Below are 17,986 nucleotides of genomic sequence, written 5' to 3' on the forward strand. Positions count from 1 at the left end.
GGAATCTATATTTTTATTAGAAACTCTAAATAACCTGAATCCCGATGAAACAACCTTCAAAAATCAGCCGACGCTCTTTCATAGCCAAAACTTCCGCTGCCACAGCCGGAGGGGTATTTTTAAACGGTATTGCCCAAGCCCTTTCTTTACATGACAAGCCTGAGGAAAAGATGAAATTGGCACTTGTGGGATTGGGGATACGTGGTGTAAATATGTTTGGAAGGGACGTCCAAAACAATTACAAGGATCTAGTATCATTTGTAGGGCTTTGTGACAACAACTCCGGAAGGCTTGATTTCGGAAAAAGACATATTGGAGTTGATTGTCCGGTTTTTGAGGATTTTGACCATATGCTACAGGATACCAGACCCGATGTTGTCATAGTCACCACTGTTGACAATACCCACCACACTTTTATCATAAAAGCTTTGGAATTTGGCTGTAATGTGATAACCGAAAAGCCTATGACCACAGATGAGATGAAGTGTCAGGCCATTTTGGATGCTGAGAGAAAATCCGGTAAGTCAGTAATTGTAACTTTTAATTATAGGTATTCGCCCCATAGGCAGAGAATCTATGAATTGATCCGAACCGGTGAAATTGGGGAAGTTACCTCTGTAGATTTTCATTGGTACCTGGACACTTCTCATGGAGCGGATTATTTTCGGCGGTGGCATGGATACAAAGAAAAAGGTGGAACACTGTTGGTGCATAAGTCTACCCATCATTTTGATTTACTCAATTGGTGGCTGGATTCAGACCCTGAGGAGGTACATGCTTTTGGGGCCTTGGAATTTTACGGGAAGAACGGAAAATTTAGACATACCCATTGCAGGACTTGTCCGCACCAAAATTCCTGTGATTTTTACTGGGATATTACCAAGAACCAGCACTTGGTAAACTTGTACGTGGATAATGAACATCATGATGGGTATTTACGGGATGGTTGTGTTTACAGAGAAGATATTGATATCTATGATAAAATGGCGGTTCAGATCCGGTACATGAATGGAGTTCAGGTAAGTTATTCTCTTACTACTTATTCACCGTATGAAGGCTACCGGATTGCCTTCAATGGGACCAAAGGAAGAATAGATGCCTGGATCAAAGAGTCGCAACCGTGGGAAGAAAAGGCCCAGGACGAGATTCGGGTTACTAAGAATTTTGGAAAATCAGAAATAATAACCATTCCTCATGGTGGAGGGGGGCATGGTGGGGGAGATTCCAGACTTAAAGACAAACTTTTTAAAGATCCTAAAATGGAAGACCCCTACCGGCAATCTGCGGGAACAAGAGATGGGGCCATGTCAATCTTGGTTGGAGTAGCTGCACGGAACAGTATAGAGTCAGGAAAGCCAGTCAAGATAAAAGACCTCACGGATATTTCTTTGAGGAAAACAGGAAGGGGGAGTTGATTAAACAAACAAATGGTATAAAAACAGCAAAGGCGTCGATTCACATCGACGCCTAAAAATTGCAAGGATTTTGAAAAAATGTTCGTTTGCTGTACGTCATCAAAAGTAGAAATAATCCTCGGCCTAGCTTCAAACAAATCATTAAGTAACTTTTAAATAAATGATGAATTAAGATCAATTTTTTAATGATTTATTAATACTTCCTCCGAAACACCTGTTTTTGAAGAAGTCTAAAATCTATTTGGGAACATTGTTTTAATAAAATAGTAGGATTCTGATTGGAATTGGATTTATTGCCGGATTCATGTCAATTGTCCATATTTAGCTACCTTTGCAGCCAAAGAAGGAAAATAGTGAAAGCGAGAACATTAAAAAAAGATAAAGTCAACATCATTACGATGGGATGCTCCAAGAATCTTGTTGACTCGGAAGTATTACTTACCCAGCTCAAGGGAAATGGTATTGAAGCGAGCCATGAATCAGGCTCCCAGGACAATAATATCGTCATCATCAATACTTGTGGGTTCATTGACAATGCCAAGCAAGAATCGATTGATACCATTTTGCAATATGTGGAAGCCAAGGACAAAGGTTTGGTCGAAAAGGTATATGTGACAGGATGCCTTTCCCAGAGATACAAGGATGACCTTGAAAAAGAAATTCCACAGGTAGATGCGTATTTCGGAACCAGGGATTTGCCTGCTCTATTGAAAAAATTCAAAGCAGACTATAAACATGAGCTGGTAGGGGAAAGGTTGCTTACCCATAATGCCCACTATGCTTATATGAAGATTTCCGAAGGTTGTGACCGTCCTTGTTCATTCTGTGCAATTCCGCTTATGAGAGGAGGTCATGTATCCAGACCGATAGAAGAATTGGTGAAGGAAGCCGAGCATAAAGCGGCTAACGGAACTAAAGAACTGCTCCTCATTGCACAAGACTCGACGTATTATGGTCTTGACTTGTATAGGAAAAGAAATCTCGCAGAATTGATGAGAAGACTTTCGGATGTGGAGGGAATAGATTGGATAAGGCTTCACTATGCTTATCCTACCGGGTTTCCTATGGATGTGATTGAGGTGATGAAGGAAAGGGACAATATCTGCAATTACCTTGATATTCCTTTACAACATGGCTCTACTTCAGTTCTGAAAACCATGAGAAGGGGAACTACCCGAGAAAAGCAGGAAGCCTTGATTCATTCGATAAGAGATCTGATTCCTGAGATTGCCATCAGGACTACTTTGATTACCGGACATCCAGGAGAAGGGGAAAAGGAATATAGGGAAATGGTGGATTTTGTAGAGAGGATGAAGTTTGAAAGATTGGGTGTATTTACTTATTCCCATGAGGAAAATACCCACGCACATTCTATGGAAGATAATGTTCCGGAAGAAGTCAAACAGCAAAGAGCCAATACCCTGATGGAAGTGCAGGAGCAAATCAGCTTTGATCTGAACCAAGAGAAAGTGGGGAAAACTTTTAAAGTCCTGATCGATAAAAAGGAAAACGGATACTTTGTAGGCCGTACTGAATTCGACTCTGTAGAAGTCGACAATGAGGTATTGATAGATGCTTCTCAACACTACTGTAGGATTGGAGACTTTGTGCAAGCTGAAATTACAGATGCCACTGAATTTGACCTTTATGGTAAGGTTGTTTAAAATTTACCTACTAAAACATTTTCATTAATCCATCGGAATTACCGATGGATTTTTTTATTTTAACCTTTATTTAATTTTTACGTGATTACTGTTATGAAAAATCTACTCCTGATAATTGTCTTTTTTATTTCCTTTTCTTTGGCTGCTCAGCAGCATGGTGATGGATTCGTGAGAATGTATTATGGTACCAATAAGTTGGTTGGAGAGGGAACTCTTATGGATGGAAAGAAGGAAGGTAAGTGGAAGATTTACCTGCGAAAAAACTTAGACAGTCCATTTTTCAAAGAGGAGGAAACGTTTGAATTGGCGCATGAAAAGGATTTTTTGAAAAACTTTATTACGCATCCACCCATCAGGGTCATAACTTTTAGGGATGATGTACCACATGGTCCATTTGAGTCATTTTATCTCACTGGAAAACTTGAATCCTTCGCAATGTTTAATGAAGGAGTATTGGACGGTGAGTTTCAGGAGTTGTCAGAGTTTGGCAAGCCTTTAAAAACCGGAAGGTTTTTGGATGGGAAAATGCACCGTCATTGGAAAAACTACTACCCGGATGGAAGATTGAAATCAGAGGAGAACTACTTTATGGGGGTTAGGATTGGAGAATGGAAAAAATATCATCTCAATGGTCAGTTGCAGGAATTAATCACATACATCCAGCACAAGCCACACGGTGAGTACAAACTTTTTTTTCCCAACGGTAAAGTTAAAGTAAAAGGGGAGTTTGAGCATGGGGCTCAGGTAGGGGAATGGAAAGAGTATTTTGAAAATGGGAATTTGGCTACCATTGGGAATTTCGAAAACGGAATGGAAGAAGGGATGTGGGAGGTTTATGATCCTGAAGGAAGAGTATTGACTATGGGAGCATACTCGGAAGGTGAAAAAGTGGGAGCTTGGACCGAAATCACAGAGATTCATCCTGAAATTTTGAGGAGAGGACATTATGATGAAAATCTTAAGTCTGGTAGCTGGAAGCTGATAACCAAAGCAGGAGACGTATTACAGGAAGAAATGTATGAGAATGGACGTTTGCTTGCCTTCAGTCCATTTAGGGCATTGAACGGAGAAATACTTGAAGCGGGAAATTTTGAGAACGGCAGCGGTTCACGCGTCTATTATCACCCGATGGGATATAAGATTGCTTGGGGTCAGCTTCAGGATGGACTTCAGCAGGGAGTATGGCAATATTTCCACCCAAATTCTGAACAAGTGGCTAAAGTGGGTAGATTTGATCAAGGACTGGAAGAGGGCGATTGGAAATTTTATACTATCAAAGGTTCCTTAATCAGAGAGGAATCTTTCATGAACGGAGTAGTTATGTCTGATAAAAATGATGTTGAAGGAAGTGCAGGAATGCTGGGCCCCACTGATCTCTTTCCTAATCTCAATTCGGATAGTGGACTTAGACAAAATGGTATGTTCCCTGGTATACAAGTAATGCGCCGGATGGGTTCGGGAGGGTTCCGAGGACCTTTTAATTGATTGCTTTTTGTTTTTGTTATGACAATGAACAAAATAATAACTATTTGTTAAAAGTGGGGCGTTTGACAAAAGGCATTTTTGTAAGTAGGTTGCCGTAAAAAAAGCAAATGAAAAATACACTTTGTCTGATTTTAGTCCTTTTATCAATGTCTCCATCTTTTGCCCAGCATTCGTATGACCTACAAGGACATCGTGGTGCTAGAGGAATAATGCCTGAAAATACCATTCCTGCCATGATCAAGGCTCTTGACCTTGGAGCTACTACTTTAGAACTTGATCTTGCCGTCACAGCAGATGGTGAAGTTATTGTTTCCCATGAGCCTTGGATGAATCCTGCTATTTGTCTTGCTCCCGATAGAATGGAAATTCCAAACGGAGACAGGTCACACAATATTTACAAAATGACTTGGGAGGAAGTACAGCAGTATGACTGTGGGTCTAAAGCGCAGTCTGCATTCCCAGAACAGGTGCTTTTTCATGCAGCAAAACCAAGGTTGGTCGATTTGATAGATGTAGTAGAAAAATATGTGTCTGATTTTGGCCTGGAAAAACCAAATTATAACATTGAAATCAAAAGTCTCCCTGATGGAGATGGAAAGTATCACCCATCACCTTCAGAATTTTCGGACTTAGTGTTTGGCCTTTTGAACTCCAAGCTGGGCTGGGAAAGGGTTAATATTCAGTCTTTCGATTTTAGGGTCTTGAAGTATATGCGTGAAAAATATCCAAATGTTCAACTAGCCATGTTGGTCACGGATCCTAGCAAATATGAAGAGCAATTGGATGATCTTGGTTTTCAGCCTGAAATTTATTCCCCGTATTTTATTGCCATCAAGAAAGAAACTGTAGAATCCCTTCATGGGAAAGGTATGAAAGTGATACCTTGGACAGTAAATACGACTGAGCAAATGCAGCAACTTTTGGAAATGGGTGTTGATGGAATCATCACGGATTACCCCGATAGAGCGCCTAAAAAATAGGTATTGCCCTACTTGTTTTGTCAAGAGTTCCTTTCTGTCTATTTTTAGCAATTCTTATACAAAAAGTATCATGTATGATTGCACTGGAAGTCAAGAATCCAGCAGAGGAAAAGGAGTTTTTGGAGTTTGCCGTAAGGCTCTATAAACATGAAAAAAATTGGATCAGGCCTTTGGATAAAGATATCCAGGGCCTTTTTCATCCCGAGACCAACAAGCTTTTTAAGCTAGGCGGAAAGGCCAAAAGATGGTTGTTGAAAAATGAGCATGGCGATACCATTGGACGTATAGCTGCCTTTATCAATCCCAAGTGGAAAGAAAAACAAGCAACCGGAGGTTTAGGTTTTTTTGAATGCATTCCAGAAAAAGAAGCAGCCTTTTTGTTATTTGATACCGCAAAAAAATGGCTGGAGTCAGAGGGAATGGAAGCAATGGATGGTCCGGTCAATTTTGGAGAGAGAGACAAATGGTGGGGGCTTTTGGTAGATGGTTTTTCACCGCCCAATTACAACATGCCTTGGAATTTTGATTATTACAGGGCTTTTTTTGAGGAGTATGGGTTTCAGTTGTACTTCAGGCAGTATACCTATATGAGGCCTGTAAAGGGAGTTGGCTTCGATGAGAAAATGATTGATCGGGCAAATAAAATTCTAGGTGATCCGGAATTTGAGTTTCGGCATATCTATGGCAAGGAACTTCAGGAAAAAGCCCCTCAGTATTTCATGGATGTTTATAACAAAGCTTGGGCGAGACACATGGGCAAAAGTCTTGCATTGAAGGAGACCCAGCTTATGTTCAAAAAAATGAAACCCATTATGGATCCGAGGCTGATTTATTTTGGGTTCCATAAAGGAGAACCCATTTCTTTTTTTATCAATATCCCTGAAATCAACCAGATTTTTAAGCATGTCAATGGCAAAATGGATTTGTTGGGCAAGTTGAAATTTTTGTGGAACCAAAAATTTAATCCGCCTGATAAAATGCTGGGATTGGTATTTGGAGTAGTGCCGCAGTTTCAGGGCAAGGGAGTAGAATCAGCCATGATCATGGCTTACAATGAACAGTTTGCTTCCAGAAAGTCTTTCCCTTATGAAACAATTGAAATGAATTGGATCGGGGATTTTAATCCGAAAATGATGCGTGTATGTGAGCAGCTCAATGCTACCATTTTTAAGACGCATCACACATATAGGTATCTCTTCGATAGGACCAAGCCTTTTGAAAGACACCCCATATTTGAATAAATAAAGTTAATAGTTTCAATCTAAATATAACAATGAAAAAGTACGATATAACCGGAATCGGTAATGCCCTGGTGGATATAGAATTCAAAGTCACTGATAAGTTTTTTGAAGAAAATCAGGTAGAAAAGGGCCTGATGACATTGGTAGATGAATACCGTCAAAATGAGTTGATGGGAGTCATCAATACTGAAGAGGCCAAAAAGCAGTGTGGTGGATCAGCAGCTAACTCTGTGATTGCCGTAAGCCAGTTTGGAGGGAAATCCTATTATTGTTGTAAAGTGGCCAATGACGAATTGGGCCGCTTTTTTGTCGAAGACATGAAAGAATCAGGTGTAGATAATAACCTAGACCCTGATAAGCTGGAGGACGGAATTACCGGAAAATGTTTGGTAATGGTGACTGAAGACTCAGAGAGGACTATGAATACCTTTTTGGGGATCACTCAAAACTTTTCTGTTAAGGAAATCAATGAATCAGCAATCAAGGATTCCAAATACCTATTCATTGAAGGATATCTTGTAACCTCACCAAATGGGAAGGAAGCCATGATGCATGCAAAAAAAATCGCTGAAGAAGCTGGGACTAAGGTGGCACTTACTTTCTCGGATCCTGCCATGGTCAAATACTTCAAAGAAGGGTTTGACGATGTGATCGGACCAAGTGTGGATTTGCTTTTTGCAAACGAAGAAGAAGCTATGCTTTACACAGGGAAAGACACTTTAGAAGAAGCCCGAGAAGAAATGAAAAAGGCTGCCAAACATTTTGTGATTACACAAGGGAAAAATGGAGCCATGATCTTTGATGGGGACACATTTATTGATATTGAACCATATAAGACTACTGCGATAGACAGCAATGGAGCTGGAGACATGTTTGCAGGAGCGTTTCTTTATGGTATTACCAATGGCCACAGCTATGCCAGTAGTGGTAAGCTCGCTTCTATGGCTAGTTCTAAAATTGTCAGTCAATTCGGGCCCAGACTGAAATGGCATCAGGCGAAAGAAATACTAAATAGGCTCAATCCTTAAGTTGAAAACCGTAAAGGTGTGTCCCGTCTATCCAAAAAATTTAGGCTTAAAATAGAGAATTTACCCTTTATCATCCCTAAAAAATTAAGATTTAATTTGCATGAGAAAAGATATAATTATATTTTCCCGTCAAATTTTTAAAACATTGCGATCATCATTGAATTTATGCTATTAAATAAATTAATGAGTAAAGTTTCGACAATAAGAAGTACTTAAAGAAAAATTAAACCAATTCGTATGAGAAAGTTAAGCTTTACGCTGATTTTGAGTGCATGTCTGGCACTTACAGCACTGGCCCAATCCAAAATTGAATTCAGGGAGTTTACCTTGGATAATGGATTGCATGTAATCCTGCACCAGGACAGAAGTACTCCGATTGTAGCTACTACTGTTTTCTATCATGTAGGTTCAAAAAATGAGGATCCCGAAAGAACTGGGTTTGCCCATTTTTTTGAGCACTTGATGTTTGAAGGGACAGAAAATATCCCTAGAGGCAAGTATTTTGAAATAGTGGAATCAGCTGGTGGTACGCTCAATGCGGGTACAAGCCAGGATTACACTATCTATTATGAAATTTTGCCCTCCAATCAATTAGAATTGGCCTTGTACTTGGAGTCCGAGAGAATGCTTCATGCTAAAGTAGATCAGATCGGAGTAGACACTCAAAGAGAAGTGATCAAACAGGAAATGAAGCAGGTGATGGAAGAACGTCCTTATGGCAACTTCCAGAGGGAATTGCCTCTAAGATTGTACACCAACCACCCTTACAGATGGCCGATAATTGGTGCTGCTGAACATTTGGATGCTGCCTCTTTAGAGGAATTTGTGGATTTCTATAAGACTTTTTATGTGCCAAATAATGCCACTTTGACTTTGGTAGGTGATTTTGAATATGATGAGGCAGAAGAAATGGTCAAGAAATATTTCTCAGAGATTCCGAAGGGAACCAAAGAAATGAGAAGGCCTGATGTCGAAATTGAAAGACTGGCAGAGGAGATCAAAGATAATATTTATGACAATATCCAGCTCCCAGCAGTTTTTCAAGGGTATATCATGCCAGCCAAAAACCACGAAGACTACTATGCATTGGATCTGTTGAGCACCTACCTTCTTTCCGGTAAGAGCTCCTTAATGTACAGAAAGCTGGTGGATGAATCGCAGAAAGCTGTTCAAGCGGCAGCCATCCCTAATAACCTGGAAGATGGAGGCATGTTTATAATCCTTGCCATTGCCAATATGGGTATTGAAGTAGAAGATCTACACACCGCCGTCGATGAGATTTTGGCAGAAGTCAAAGAAAATGGAATCAGTGATAATGATTTCACCAAATTATTGAATATTAAAGAGACCCAATATGTCAATAGCCTTGGTTCAGTAGCTAACATAGCCATGGAATTGGCACAGGCCCATGTTTTCTACGGAGAAGCTGACTATATCAATAAAAAGTTGGAAAAATATAGAGCTGTAAAGCCCGAAGATATCAAGAGGGTAGCCAATCAGTACCTTACCAAAGACAGTAGAGTAGTGTTAAACTACCTTCCAAAATCGGCTCAGACTACAGAATGATCACTCTTTAATCAAAACGAGAAATGAAAAAGTTATTCATATATTTTATAATGGCCCTGTTCGCTACTTCAGCCGTAGCACAGGTAGATAGAAGTAAAATGCCGGAACCCGGCCCAGCCCCGGAAATCAAACTTGGGAATGCTGAAAGCTTTACCTTGGACAACGGGTTAAAGGTATTTGTAGTACAAAACTCAAAATTACCTAGGGTTTCTTATACCCTTATTATAGACAGAGATCCTGTTTTGGAAGGTGACAAGGCAGGGATGCTCGGCTTTGTAGGCGATATGCTTACTGCAGGTACTACCAATAGGCCTAAGGACGAATTCAACGAGGAAATAGATTTTCTTGGAGCAAGAATATCAGGATCTTCTACTTCTCTAAGTGCATCTACCTTGACCAAAAACCAGGAAAAGGTATTGGAATTGATGGCTGATGTACTTTACAATGCCGTTTTTCCTGAGGAAGAATTGGAAAAACTAAAGACAATGGTAAAGTCATCTTTGGCTTTGCAAAAGAACGATCCAAATGGAATTTCCAATACTTTGACTACGAAGTTGGCCTATGGGACCGACCATCCTTATGGTGAAGTAAGTACCGAGAAGACAGTAGATAATGTTACAGTAGATGATATCAAGCAATATGTGAATACTTTCTTCAGGCCTAATATTGCGTATTTAGCCATTGTTGGAGATGTAGATTTGGCAACTGCTAAATCTTTGGTGGACAAGCATTTTTCCAAATGGGAGAAAGCTGAAGTACCGACTTTTGAGTATGACATGCCTCAGCCTCCATCTGAAAATGTAGTTGCTTTGGTGGACAGGTCATCTTCCCAACAGTCTGTCATCAATGTTACTTATCCAATAGAAAACAGCTTGGCTTCAGAAGATTATCTGGCCAATAGAATTGTAGGTTTTGTATTGGGCGGAGGTGCTTCTTCTAGGTTGTTTATGAACCTTAGGGAAGACAAAAGCTGGACTTATGGGGCAAATGCTTCAATAGGCCAGGATGAGTTAGTGGCCACCTTTTCTGCTTTTTCAAGTGTAAGAGGTTCTGCTACGGATTCTGCGGTAAACGAATTTATTTATGAAATCCGGAATCTTAGAGATAATGGTATCACAGAGGAAGAGTTGGCATCTGCTAAAGCCAATCTCAGTGGATCCTTTGGAAGATCATTGGAGAGTCCCTCAACTATTGCGAACTTCTTTTTGAACATTGAAAGGTACAATTTACCTCAGGATTACTACACTACCTACCTTCAGCGGCTCAATGCCCTAACAGTAGATCAAGTAAATGCTGCAGCAAAACGTATCCTTAAACCTGAAAACATGTACATAACCGTTGTAGGCAATGGCTCAGAGGTCCAAGAAGGCCTTATGGCTTTTGGTGAAGTACAGAGATTTAATAATACAGGTGAGCCAGAGGTGACTGTTGCTGTGGATGATAGCATCACTCCCGAAGCAGTGATTCAGGCCTATCTTTCTGCTATCGGCGGTGCAGATAATGCCAAAAGCATCAAAACTTCAAAAATCGAATCTTCAGCCGAGATCCAAGGGATGAAATTGGATATGTCTTATGTATATGATGAGGAAAATCAGGCTTTCTCCAATAAGGTTTCTATGATGGGAAATGTTGCTTCACATACTGTGATAAAGGATGGTAAAGCTAAAGTTACAGCAATGGGCCAATCCCAAGAGTTGACTGATGAGCAGTTTGAAGCTGCGAAAATGAGCATGTTCATTTTCCCGGAACTTCATTATGACCTTATGGGCTATACCATGGAAATTGATGGTATTCATGATGTAGATGGGGAGCAGGCGTACAAATTGGTAATATCCAATCCTACAGGAGCCAAGACAATCAACTATTACAGCGTTGACTCCGGGCTGAAATTGAAGTCAGAAAGTGCTGAAACCGGAGAAATGCTTTTTGCAGAATACCAGGATGTCGATGGAGTAAAATATCCAATGCTGACTGTACTTAAATCCCCTATGATCCCAATGCCTTTGGAAGCAAAAGTGGAAAAAGTGGAATTTAATGTTCCTATTGCAGAAGAAGACATGAATTAATTACCTTTATGGGAGGGTTTACCTCCCTATTTTTATTTTAAACAAAAAATTTAGGACCATGAAAAATTTAAAGATATTAGCAATTGCATGTGTAATGAGCTTGCCTGTCAGCAGTGGTTTCGCAAATGAAAACCCTCATGTTGTAGAGGTGAAAACTTCTTTTAACGATCCTTCCACAGTCATTTCCAATTACATCAAAGCTGTAGGCGGTAAAGATAACGTAGCAAAAATCAAGAATGCGGTTATCAATATGGAGGCTGAATTCCAAGGCGCAAAAATTGAAATGAAGCAGATTGCTGACAGTGAAAATGAAAGAATGGTTCAGGAGACTTCTTTCATGGGAAATGTAGCACAGCGAACTGTACTCGCAAATGGGAAAGGTAAAATTTCTGCGATGGGACAAGAAGAGGAATTGAATGAGGAAATGATACAGGTTTTAAAAGCTCAAGTATATGTGTTTCCAGAGGAGAATTACGAAAGCTTTGGTTACAATCTTGAACTACAGGGAACAGAGAACATTGATGGAGAAGATGCGCATAAACTGGTCATTACTACTCCCAATAATCAAAAAACAGTTGAATATTATTCTGTTGATTCAGGATTGAAGTTGAGAACCAGTTCAGAAGCCACTGGAGACATTTCTTACAGTGACTACGAGGAAGTAGAAGGAGTCAAATTTCCAATGAAAATGACCATCAAAAACCCTATGTTGCCTACAGCAATGGAAGCCAAGGTTGTTTCAGTGAAATTCAATCAAGAACTTTCTGATGAGGAGTTTAATTGATTCAGTAATAGTGAAGAATAAAAAAAGGGAGCTCAGCAGCTCCCTTTTTTTATTCATTTGGGTGCTGTTTCATCCAGTGATCGACTGAGAATTTTCCAGAACCGTAAATCAAAAATACAATCAAAAGTGCAAAGACTAAGATGGAAATCTCAAACTCTAGGTTGTTGCTCACAGACAGGAAACCTTGGTTGATGTTTACGAAAAACACAGCAAAAAACAATATAGGAAGTTGGAACAGGACCGCAAAGCGGGTCAGTAGTCCGAATGCTATCAAAATCCCACCAACCAAATGCGCAAAAGCCACATAATGAGCCAGAGCCATACTGAAAAAAGCCAAGTCGACGTTACTGGCCGTTTGGAGCAAAGCCTCTGTATTGGAGATAAATAAGATACCCTTGTAAAGGATAAATATACCCAAGGCTATACGGACATAATCAATCCATGCGGGATGATGGGAGTCCGCCCATACTTCTATTTTTGTTGTTAGGTTCATAGTATTTTTGGGTTTGTTGATACCCTTAATTTACAAAAAAAAGCATGCCTTTTCTCATGTATCTCTTTAAAAATCAAATGTTTGCTCTTTATTTTTAAGGGTTAGCCCTTTTTCAATATGATCTTCGGGAAAAATTGAGACTGTTCTTTTTTAAGCTTTAGGATTAATTCCCTGCCAGATCTGTTAATGGTGATCATGGAATCATGTTCTAATTTGAGATTTTTTATGCCCGAAATTGAATTTCCATTTAGAAATAACAATTTATCACCTTTCATAAAGTCTTGATAAGCTTGAGCGTCAGGGTGAACTTGCTTTACTTCCAGATCATCATTGGTACGTATTCCAAAATGGTGAAGCAGATAATCATCCTCATAAGAATAATCTATCTGCACATTTATTTGATCAAAGGCAGCTTTTAAATAGTGAAAAATGTCCACTTTTTTTATTAGCAGCTCATTTAGCAACTGATAAGAAGGGCTTGATTGGGTTTTGACTATTTCTAAGAAGTCATTAAGAGAATAGCCTTTTTTTACTCTCCCATATTTTTCCCAAAAAATCTTCATGATTTCAGAGAGACTGGATTGATTGGCTTTTAATGAGGTATCAAGACAAAATGCTATTAGAGCCCCTCTGTTGTAGATATTTACTTTATCCTCGGGAATACCTTCTTGATAACCATCCAGCCACAGATCAAAACTTGACTCAATAATGGTCTGATTTCTCCATCCTAAGTTATCAGATTCTCTTTGAAGCTTTTTTTCTAAAGATAGAAGGTGCTCCCGCTCGGACCAATAACCTGATTTTTTCAGATAATAATCTCCCATGAAAGTGGTGATACCCTCTAGAATAAATCCTTCCTCCAGATATACCTCTTTAGAAAGGTCATAAGGAGACAAAGCAGTCGGTCGGATTCTGCAAACATTCCAAAAGTGATAGAGCTCATGGGAGCTCACCCCGATCAGTCTTTCAAACTTCTCCTTGTCAGCAAGCTCAATATCTGGGCCAATGGTAATTACAGTAGAAAATGCATGTTCGACGCCGTGGTAATGTTCGTATGGAAGTAGAAGTATGATAAAGTGGTAATCTTTTGCTGGGAAATCACCAAAATCCCGAATCATAGATTCCGTAAATTTTTTGAATACTTCTATGAGTTTTTCGGTAGAAAAGTGAACACTTCCTGACAGCCAAATATGAAAGTCAGAAGAATTTACTTGGTAAACTTGATGAAGTAGGTTCTTTTCAGAAAGGAGGGGGCTGTCTATTAGATGTTGGTAATTGTCAGCAAGCCATTTCCCATGTGCTATCTGAGGAAGAGCAGTGGCAGCTTTGTGATCTTTTGGCAACTGAAGATGAACTTCAATGCTTTCATTTTCCCGTCCTGCTACAGCGAAAATGAAGTTGCTGAAATTTAAATACAGCATTTTATCATCTGTCCAGCAGCTTCCTGCATCCATTTTGCTGCAGTAATATTCATAAGCTATTTCTACTGTTCCACTTTCTCTTGCTTGGAATTCCCATTGATCTTTACTTACTTTCTTCAATGCGATAGGGATGCTAGAGGAGCCAATCTCAAAGCCTCTGATATTTTTTGCAAAATTCGCCAATTCATATCTGCCCGGACGCCAAGCGGCTACCTGAAGCCTTACCGGTTCATTTCTTTGACAATAGATTGAGAAATTTATTTGGATAAATTGCGAGACTTTGGACTTTTGTGAGATGATATACTTCATTTTATAAGGGTTGTTACGAAACAAAAGTAAAATGCTGATTTGTAAATAAAAAAAAGGTATCTATCTTTGCAGTCCTTTATGGGGTGACCTTGAAAGGAATCAATTTGGAAAGGGAAAATATTAAAAGCATATCGTCATGAAAAGAACATTTCAACCTTCTCGTAGAAAAAGAAGAAACAAGCACGGGTTCAGACTAAGAATGTCTACCGCAAATGGAAGAAGAGTATTGAAGTCTAGAAGAGCAAAAGGAAGACATAAACTCACTGTTTCTTCAGAAAAAACATTGAAGAAATAATTTCGGGCATTTAATTTCCGTATTTTGATACGAAATACAGATGCTATGAAATTCAGACTTAAAAAGAATGAACGATTACATTCTGAAAAGTTAATAAAGGAACTTTTTGATAAAGGTTCCTCTTTTTTTTTATACCCATTCAAAGTGGTGGTATTGGACTTGCCTTCAAGTCAAGATGGAACTGTACAGGTACTTTTTTCGGTTTCAAAGAAGAAAATCAAAAAAGCGGTTCATCGTAACCTAGTCAAAAGAAGGATTAAGGAGGCTTACAGGCTTAATAAAAATCTTTTGTTAAACTTCCCTAAAACCAATAAACTCATAGCTTTGATCTACGTTTCATCTGAGGTTGGTGAATTTTCACCCATTCAGAGTAAGCTGGTTAAAATACTTGAAAAAATTAACGCCCAATTCAATGCCCAAGTCAATGAAAAACAGACATAAAAATAAACTCATTATTACAATTGTTGCCTTGTTGGTGGCAGTTTCCCTTTTTTCATTTATCAACCGAAATGATAAGCTTTTTTCTTTAGCTAAGAATCTTGATATTTTCGCTTCCTTGGTAAGGGAGTTGGATTCTTATTATGTAGATGAAATTGACCCAGAGCATCTTGTTACCGTGGGTATTAACGCCATGCTGGAAGAGCTGGATCCTTATACAGAATATATTCCGGAGGAAAACTCAGATGATTTTAGGATGATGACTACTGGTGAATATGGTGGGGTAGGAGCTTTGATTGGGAACAGAACTGGTGTAAATATGATTTTGATGCCTTACAGGGGGTTTCCTGCACAAGCAGGAGGTTTGCGTATTGGTGATGAATTGCTAAAAGTAGATACAGTAAATGTCACTGATAAGTCTACTGCTGATATTTCAAGATTGCTAAAGGGACCGGCCAATACGGAGGTTTTTGTTCAAGTGAAAAGGGGAGAGGATACCATTTCAGTAGATTTGACCAGAAGGAAAATAGTTATAAGCAATGTTCCTTACTATGGTAAAATAGATGAAGAAACGGGATATATTAAACTTTCGGATTTCACGACTAATGCTGCGGCTGATGTGAGAAAAGCGTTAGTAGATCTTAAATCACAGGGAATAAATAGGTTGGTCTTGGATGTGAGGGATAATCCTGGAGGGATTTTGAAAGAGGCAGTTGAGGTTGTCAACCTCTTTATTCCAAAAGGCAAGGAAGTGGTAAGTACTATCGGTAAACTTGAGAGTGTAAATGCTACATATAAGACAACTAAATCTCCTTTAGATAAGGATATTCCATTAGTAATATTGATCAATGAACGAAGTGCTTCGGCAGCAGAAATTGTTGCCGGTGCTCTTCAAGATTATGACAGGGCTGTTTTGGTCGGGAGAAAAACATTTGGCAAAGGCCTGGTTCAGACGACCATTCCTTTATCATATAACTCCCAAGTCAAAGTGACCACAGCTAAATACTATATTCCAAGCGGGAGGTGTATTCAGGCCATAGATTATAGTAAAAAAGATGAGAATGGAGACTCCAAGTCAGTGCCAGATTCCTTAAGGAATGAATTCAAAACCAAAAATGGAAGAATAGTAAAAGATGGAGCAGGTATTGAACCGGATAAGAAAATCGAGTCCAAAACCTATGCGCCAATTACTTTTAGTTTGGTGGCAAGGAGTTTAATCTTCGATTATGGGAATGAGTTTTTTAGAAAAAATGAAACTATAGGTAGCCCTTCGGAATTCAAAATCACAGATGAAATGTACCAAGAATTTGTTGCTTGGTTGGAAGACAAAGAATACGATTATACAACCTATGTCGAAAAGGCTTTAGAGGATCTAGTTAAGTATGCAGAGAAGGAAAAGTATTTTGAAGAAATACAACCTACAATAAAAGATCTCAAGAAAAAGGTAAGTCATAACAAAGAGCAGGATCTTATTACTTATAAAGACGAGATAAAATCGGCTTTAAAAGAGGAGTTGATTTCCAGATATTATTATCAAGAGGGTGTTGTTGAGGCATCTCTAAATGACGATGAAGATATTGAGAAAGCATTGGAAGTGCTTATTGATCAAAATGAGTTCAAAAGAGTTTTGGCGTTTCTTAAAAAATAAACCGGAATGGCAATCATTTTATCGATCGAAACTGCCACATCGGTTTGTTCTGTGGCTTTACACGAAAATGACCGCTTATTGGCATTAAGTGAGATCAGTTCACCAAACTCACATGGTAAAATGATCATGCCGATGATTGATGAGATTTTCGATATTGCAAAGATAGATAAAAGAGAAATCGATGCTGTTGCTGTTTCAAGTGGGCCAGGATCGTATACAGGGTTGAGGATAGGTGTTTCTACAGCCAAAGGTTTTGTGTTCGCATTGGGTGTTCCGCTTATTGAGGTAAATACTTTAGAAGGGCTTGCACAGCAAGTTACAGAATGTGATATTAGACAAGGAAGTGTTATTATTCCTTTGTTGGATGCAAGAAGGATGGAGGTTTACTGTTCTGTTTATTCTTATGATTTGAAAGAGCTTTCTCCTACGGAAGCTCTTGATATTGATCAAGCCACTTTTAGTAATTGGTTGGAAAAAGGAGAGGTGATTTTTGTAGGAGATGGTTCGGATAAACTTAGACAAGTTTTAAATCATTCGAACGCTTTCTTTCCAGGTTTTGTCAATACTGCAAAAAGTATTGGTAAGATCGCTTTCCGGAAATTCAACCAAAAAGAGTTTGTTGACCTTGCCTACTTTGAACCAAATTATTTGAAGGAATTCATAGCTTTAAAATCTACTAAAAATCCCTTACTACAATGAGTGATATCGTAAACAGAGTTGCTAATAGTCCTCTTGTTACCTTGGATCTGGAGAATTTCTACAGAAAAGAAAATCGGATACTGTTTGATTTGAAAAATTTTCTTTTTCAGGGCTTGGTGATCAAGGAAAAGGAATTTAGAGCTGGTTTAAAAAGTTATAATTGGGGCGAATTAAAAGGTAGCCTTGTAGCAGTAACCTGTACGGTTGATGCAATCATTCCAAACTGGGCCTTCATGCTTGTTGGGACATATTTGGGTAAGGAGAATATCGAATATGTGATTGGAGACTTGAATGACTTGGAGCAATACTTATTTCAAAGAGAACTTGATAAAGTAAATGCAGAAGACTTTTTAGATAAGCCTGTAGTTATTAAGGGCTGTAGTAAGTATCCTGTTCCTTTATTCGCTTACGGGGCAGTATTGTCTAAACTACAGCCAGTTGCAAGATCCATCAT

General features: G+C 39.0%; 16 protein-coding genes (1 of these 16 running past the window's edge). 14 read left to right on the forward strand and 2 right to left on the reverse strand.

All coding sequences use genetic code 11. From position 1 onward, the window contains the following. Positions 1–44: 44 nt before the first annotated feature. The 9 genes from EGN73_RS20255 (at position 45) to EGN73_RS20300 (ending at position 12,229) form a co-directional block, all read left to right on the forward strand. Positions 45–1,415: a Gfo/Idh/MocA family protein gene (locus EGN73_RS20255; RefSeq protein ID WP_219293733.1), complete on the forward strand. Its 1,371-nt coding sequence runs from the start codon at positions 45–47 to the stop codon at positions 1,413–1,415. A 353-nt stretch (positions 1,416–1,768) separates the two neighbouring features. Further along, positions 1,769–3,079: a 30S ribosomal protein S12 methylthiotransferase RimO gene (gene rimO, locus EGN73_RS20260; RefSeq protein WP_219293735.1), complete on the forward strand. Its 1,311-nt coding sequence runs from the start codon at positions 1,769–1,771 to the stop codon at positions 3,077–3,079. Positions 3,080–3,172: 93 nt separating this feature from the next. Next, on the forward strand, positions 3,173–4,564 hold the full coding sequence (locus EGN73_RS20265; protein WP_219293737.1) for a toxin-antitoxin system YwqK family antitoxin: 1,392 nt from the start codon (positions 3,173–3,175) through the stop codon (positions 4,562–4,564). Between the two features lie 107 nt (positions 4,565–4,671). Next, complete coding sequence (locus tag EGN73_RS20270) at positions 4,672–5,544, forward strand: glycerophosphodiester phosphodiesterase family protein (protein ID WP_219293739.1); 873 nt, start codon at positions 4,672–4,674, stop codon at positions 5,542–5,544. A gap of 74 nt (positions 5,545–5,618) precedes the next feature. Next, positions 5,619–6,785 (forward strand): hypothetical protein, encoded by a 1,167-nt coding sequence (locus EGN73_RS20280; RefSeq protein WP_219293743.1) that lies wholly within the window; start codon positions 5,619–5,621, stop codon positions 6,783–6,785. 32 nt (positions 6,786–6,817) lie between these two features. After that, entirely contained in the window at positions 6,818–7,813 is a 996-nt protein-coding gene (locus EGN73_RS20285) for an adenosine kinase (protein ID WP_219293745.1), read from the forward strand. Positions 7,814–8,050: 237 nt separating this feature from the next. Then, on the forward strand, positions 8,051–9,379 hold the full coding sequence (locus EGN73_RS20290; protein WP_219293747.1) for a M16 family metallopeptidase: 1,329 nt from the start codon (positions 8,051–8,053) through the stop codon (positions 9,377–9,379). A gap of 23 nt (positions 9,380–9,402) precedes the next feature. Beyond that, complete coding sequence (locus EGN73_RS20295; RefSeq protein ID WP_219293749.1) at positions 9,403–11,445, forward strand: M16 family metallopeptidase; 2,043 nt, start codon at positions 9,403–9,405, stop codon at positions 11,443–11,445. Between the two features lie 58 nt (positions 11,446–11,503). Further along, entirely contained in the window at positions 11,504–12,229 is a 726-nt protein-coding gene (locus EGN73_RS20300; RefSeq protein ID WP_219293751.1) for a LolA-like protein, read from the forward strand. Between the two features lie 49 nt (positions 12,230–12,278). Here the strand turns inward: EGN73_RS20300 and EGN73_RS20305 are convergent, their stop codons facing one another. Both EGN73_RS20305 and EGN73_RS20310 read right to left on the reverse strand, forming a co-directional pair. After that, positions 12,279–12,722: a DoxX family protein gene (locus EGN73_RS20305; protein WP_219293753.1), complete on the reverse strand. Its 444-nt coding sequence runs from the start codon at positions 12,720–12,722 to the stop codon at positions 12,279–12,281. Positions 12,723–12,823: 101 nt separating this feature from the next. Further along, on the reverse strand, positions 12,824–14,452 hold the full coding sequence (locus tag EGN73_RS20310; protein WP_219293755.1) for a M61 family metallopeptidase: 1,629 nt from the start codon (positions 14,450–14,452) through the stop codon (positions 12,824–12,826). Between the two features lie 136 nt (positions 14,453–14,588). On the opposite strand from EGN73_RS20310, the gene rpmH reads away from it, so the two are divergent. The 5 genes in view from rpmH to EGN73_RS20335 are tightly spaced (at most 45 nt apart) and all read left to right on the forward strand, a layout consistent with a single transcriptional unit that may run on beyond the window. Next, positions 14,589–14,747, forward strand: coding sequence for a 50S ribosomal protein L34 (gene rpmH, locus EGN73_RS20315; RefSeq protein ID WP_009032742.1), 159 nt, complete (start codon positions 14,589–14,591; stop codon positions 14,745–14,747). Between the two features lie 45 nt (positions 14,748–14,792). Continuing rightward, positions 14,793–15,188, forward strand: a complete 396-nt coding sequence (gene rnpA, locus EGN73_RS20320; RefSeq protein ID WP_219293757.1) for a ribonuclease P protein component — start codon at positions 14,793–14,795, stop codon at positions 15,186–15,188. Beyond that, entirely contained in the window at positions 15,172–16,833 is a 1,662-nt protein-coding gene (locus EGN73_RS20325) for a S41 family peptidase (RefSeq protein ID WP_219293759.1), read from the forward strand. The genes rnpA and EGN73_RS20325 overlap by 17 nt, the downstream gene beginning before the upstream one ends. Before the next feature lie 6 nt (positions 16,834–16,839). Continuing rightward, positions 16,840–17,532: a tRNA (adenosine(37)-N6)-threonylcarbamoyltransferase complex dimerization subunit type 1 TsaB gene (gene tsaB, locus EGN73_RS20330; RefSeq protein WP_219293762.1), complete on the forward strand. Its 693-nt coding sequence runs from the start codon at positions 16,840–16,842 to the stop codon at positions 17,530–17,532. Beyond that, positions 17,529–17,986, forward strand: the 5' portion of a protein-coding gene (locus EGN73_RS20335) for a DUF2480 family protein (protein WP_219293764.1). The gene runs 52 nt beyond the window's last position; the window shows 458 of its 510 coding nt (coding positions 1–458); it begins with the start codon at positions 17,529–17,531; its stop codon lies off the right edge, out of view. Before tsaB ends, EGN73_RS20335 begins: the two co-directional genes overlap by 4 nt.

The sequence above is a fragment of the Arthrospiribacter ruber genome (genome assembly GCF_019343195.1).
Taxonomy (GTDB): domain Bacteria; phylum Bacteroidota; class Bacteroidia; order Cytophagales; family Cyclobacteriaceae; genus Arthrospiribacter; species Arthrospiribacter ruber.

Coding starts and splice junctions, on each gene's coding strand:
- rpmH (WP_009032742.1), top strand. CDS start 14,589: ATGAAAAGAACATTTCAACCTTCTCGTAGAAAAAGAAGAAACAAGCAC.
- EGN73_RS20295 (WP_219293749.1), top strand. CDS start 9,403: ATGAAAAAGTTATTCATATATTTTATAATGGCCCTGTTCGCTACTTCA.
- EGN73_RS20270 (WP_219293739.1), top strand. CDS start 4,672: ATGAAAAATACACTTTGTCTGATTTTAGTCCTTTTATCAATGTCTCCA.
- EGN73_RS20300 (WP_219293751.1), top strand. CDS start 11,504: ATGAAAAATTTAAAGATATTAGCAATTGCATGTGTAATGAGCTTGCCT.
- EGN73_RS20280 (WP_219293743.1), top strand. CDS start 5,619: ATGATTGCACTGGAAGTCAAGAATCCAGCAGAGGAAAAGGAGTTTTTG.
- EGN73_RS20285 (WP_219293745.1), top strand. CDS start 6,818: ATGAAAAAGTACGATATAACCGGAATCGGTAATGCCCTGGTGGATATA.
- rnpA (WP_219293757.1), top strand. CDS start 14,793: ATGAAATTCAGACTTAAAAAGAATGAACGATTACATTCTGAAAAGTTA.
- EGN73_RS20265 (WP_219293737.1), top strand. CDS start 3,173: ATGAAAAATCTACTCCTGATAATTGTCTTTTTTATTTCCTTTTCTTTG.
- EGN73_RS20305 (WP_219293753.1), bottom strand. CDS start 12,722: ATGAACCTAACAACAAAAATAGAAGTATGGGCGGACTCCCATCATCCC.
- EGN73_RS20325 (WP_219293759.1), top strand. CDS start 15,172: ATGAAAAACAGACATAAAAATAAACTCATTATTACAATTGTTGCCTTG.
- EGN73_RS20310 (WP_219293755.1), bottom strand. CDS start 14,452: ATGAAGTATATCATCTCACAAAAGTCCAAAGTCTCGCAATTTATCCAA.
- EGN73_RS20290 (WP_219293747.1), top strand. CDS start 8,051: ATGAGAAAGTTAAGCTTTACGCTGATTTTGAGTGCATGTCTGGCACTT.
- EGN73_RS20255 (WP_219293733.1), top strand. CDS start 45: ATGAAACAACCTTCAAAAATCAGCCGACGCTCTTTCATAGCCAAAACT.
- tsaB (WP_219293762.1), top strand. CDS start 16,840: ATGGCAATCATTTTATCGATCGAAACTGCCACATCGGTTTGTTCTGTG.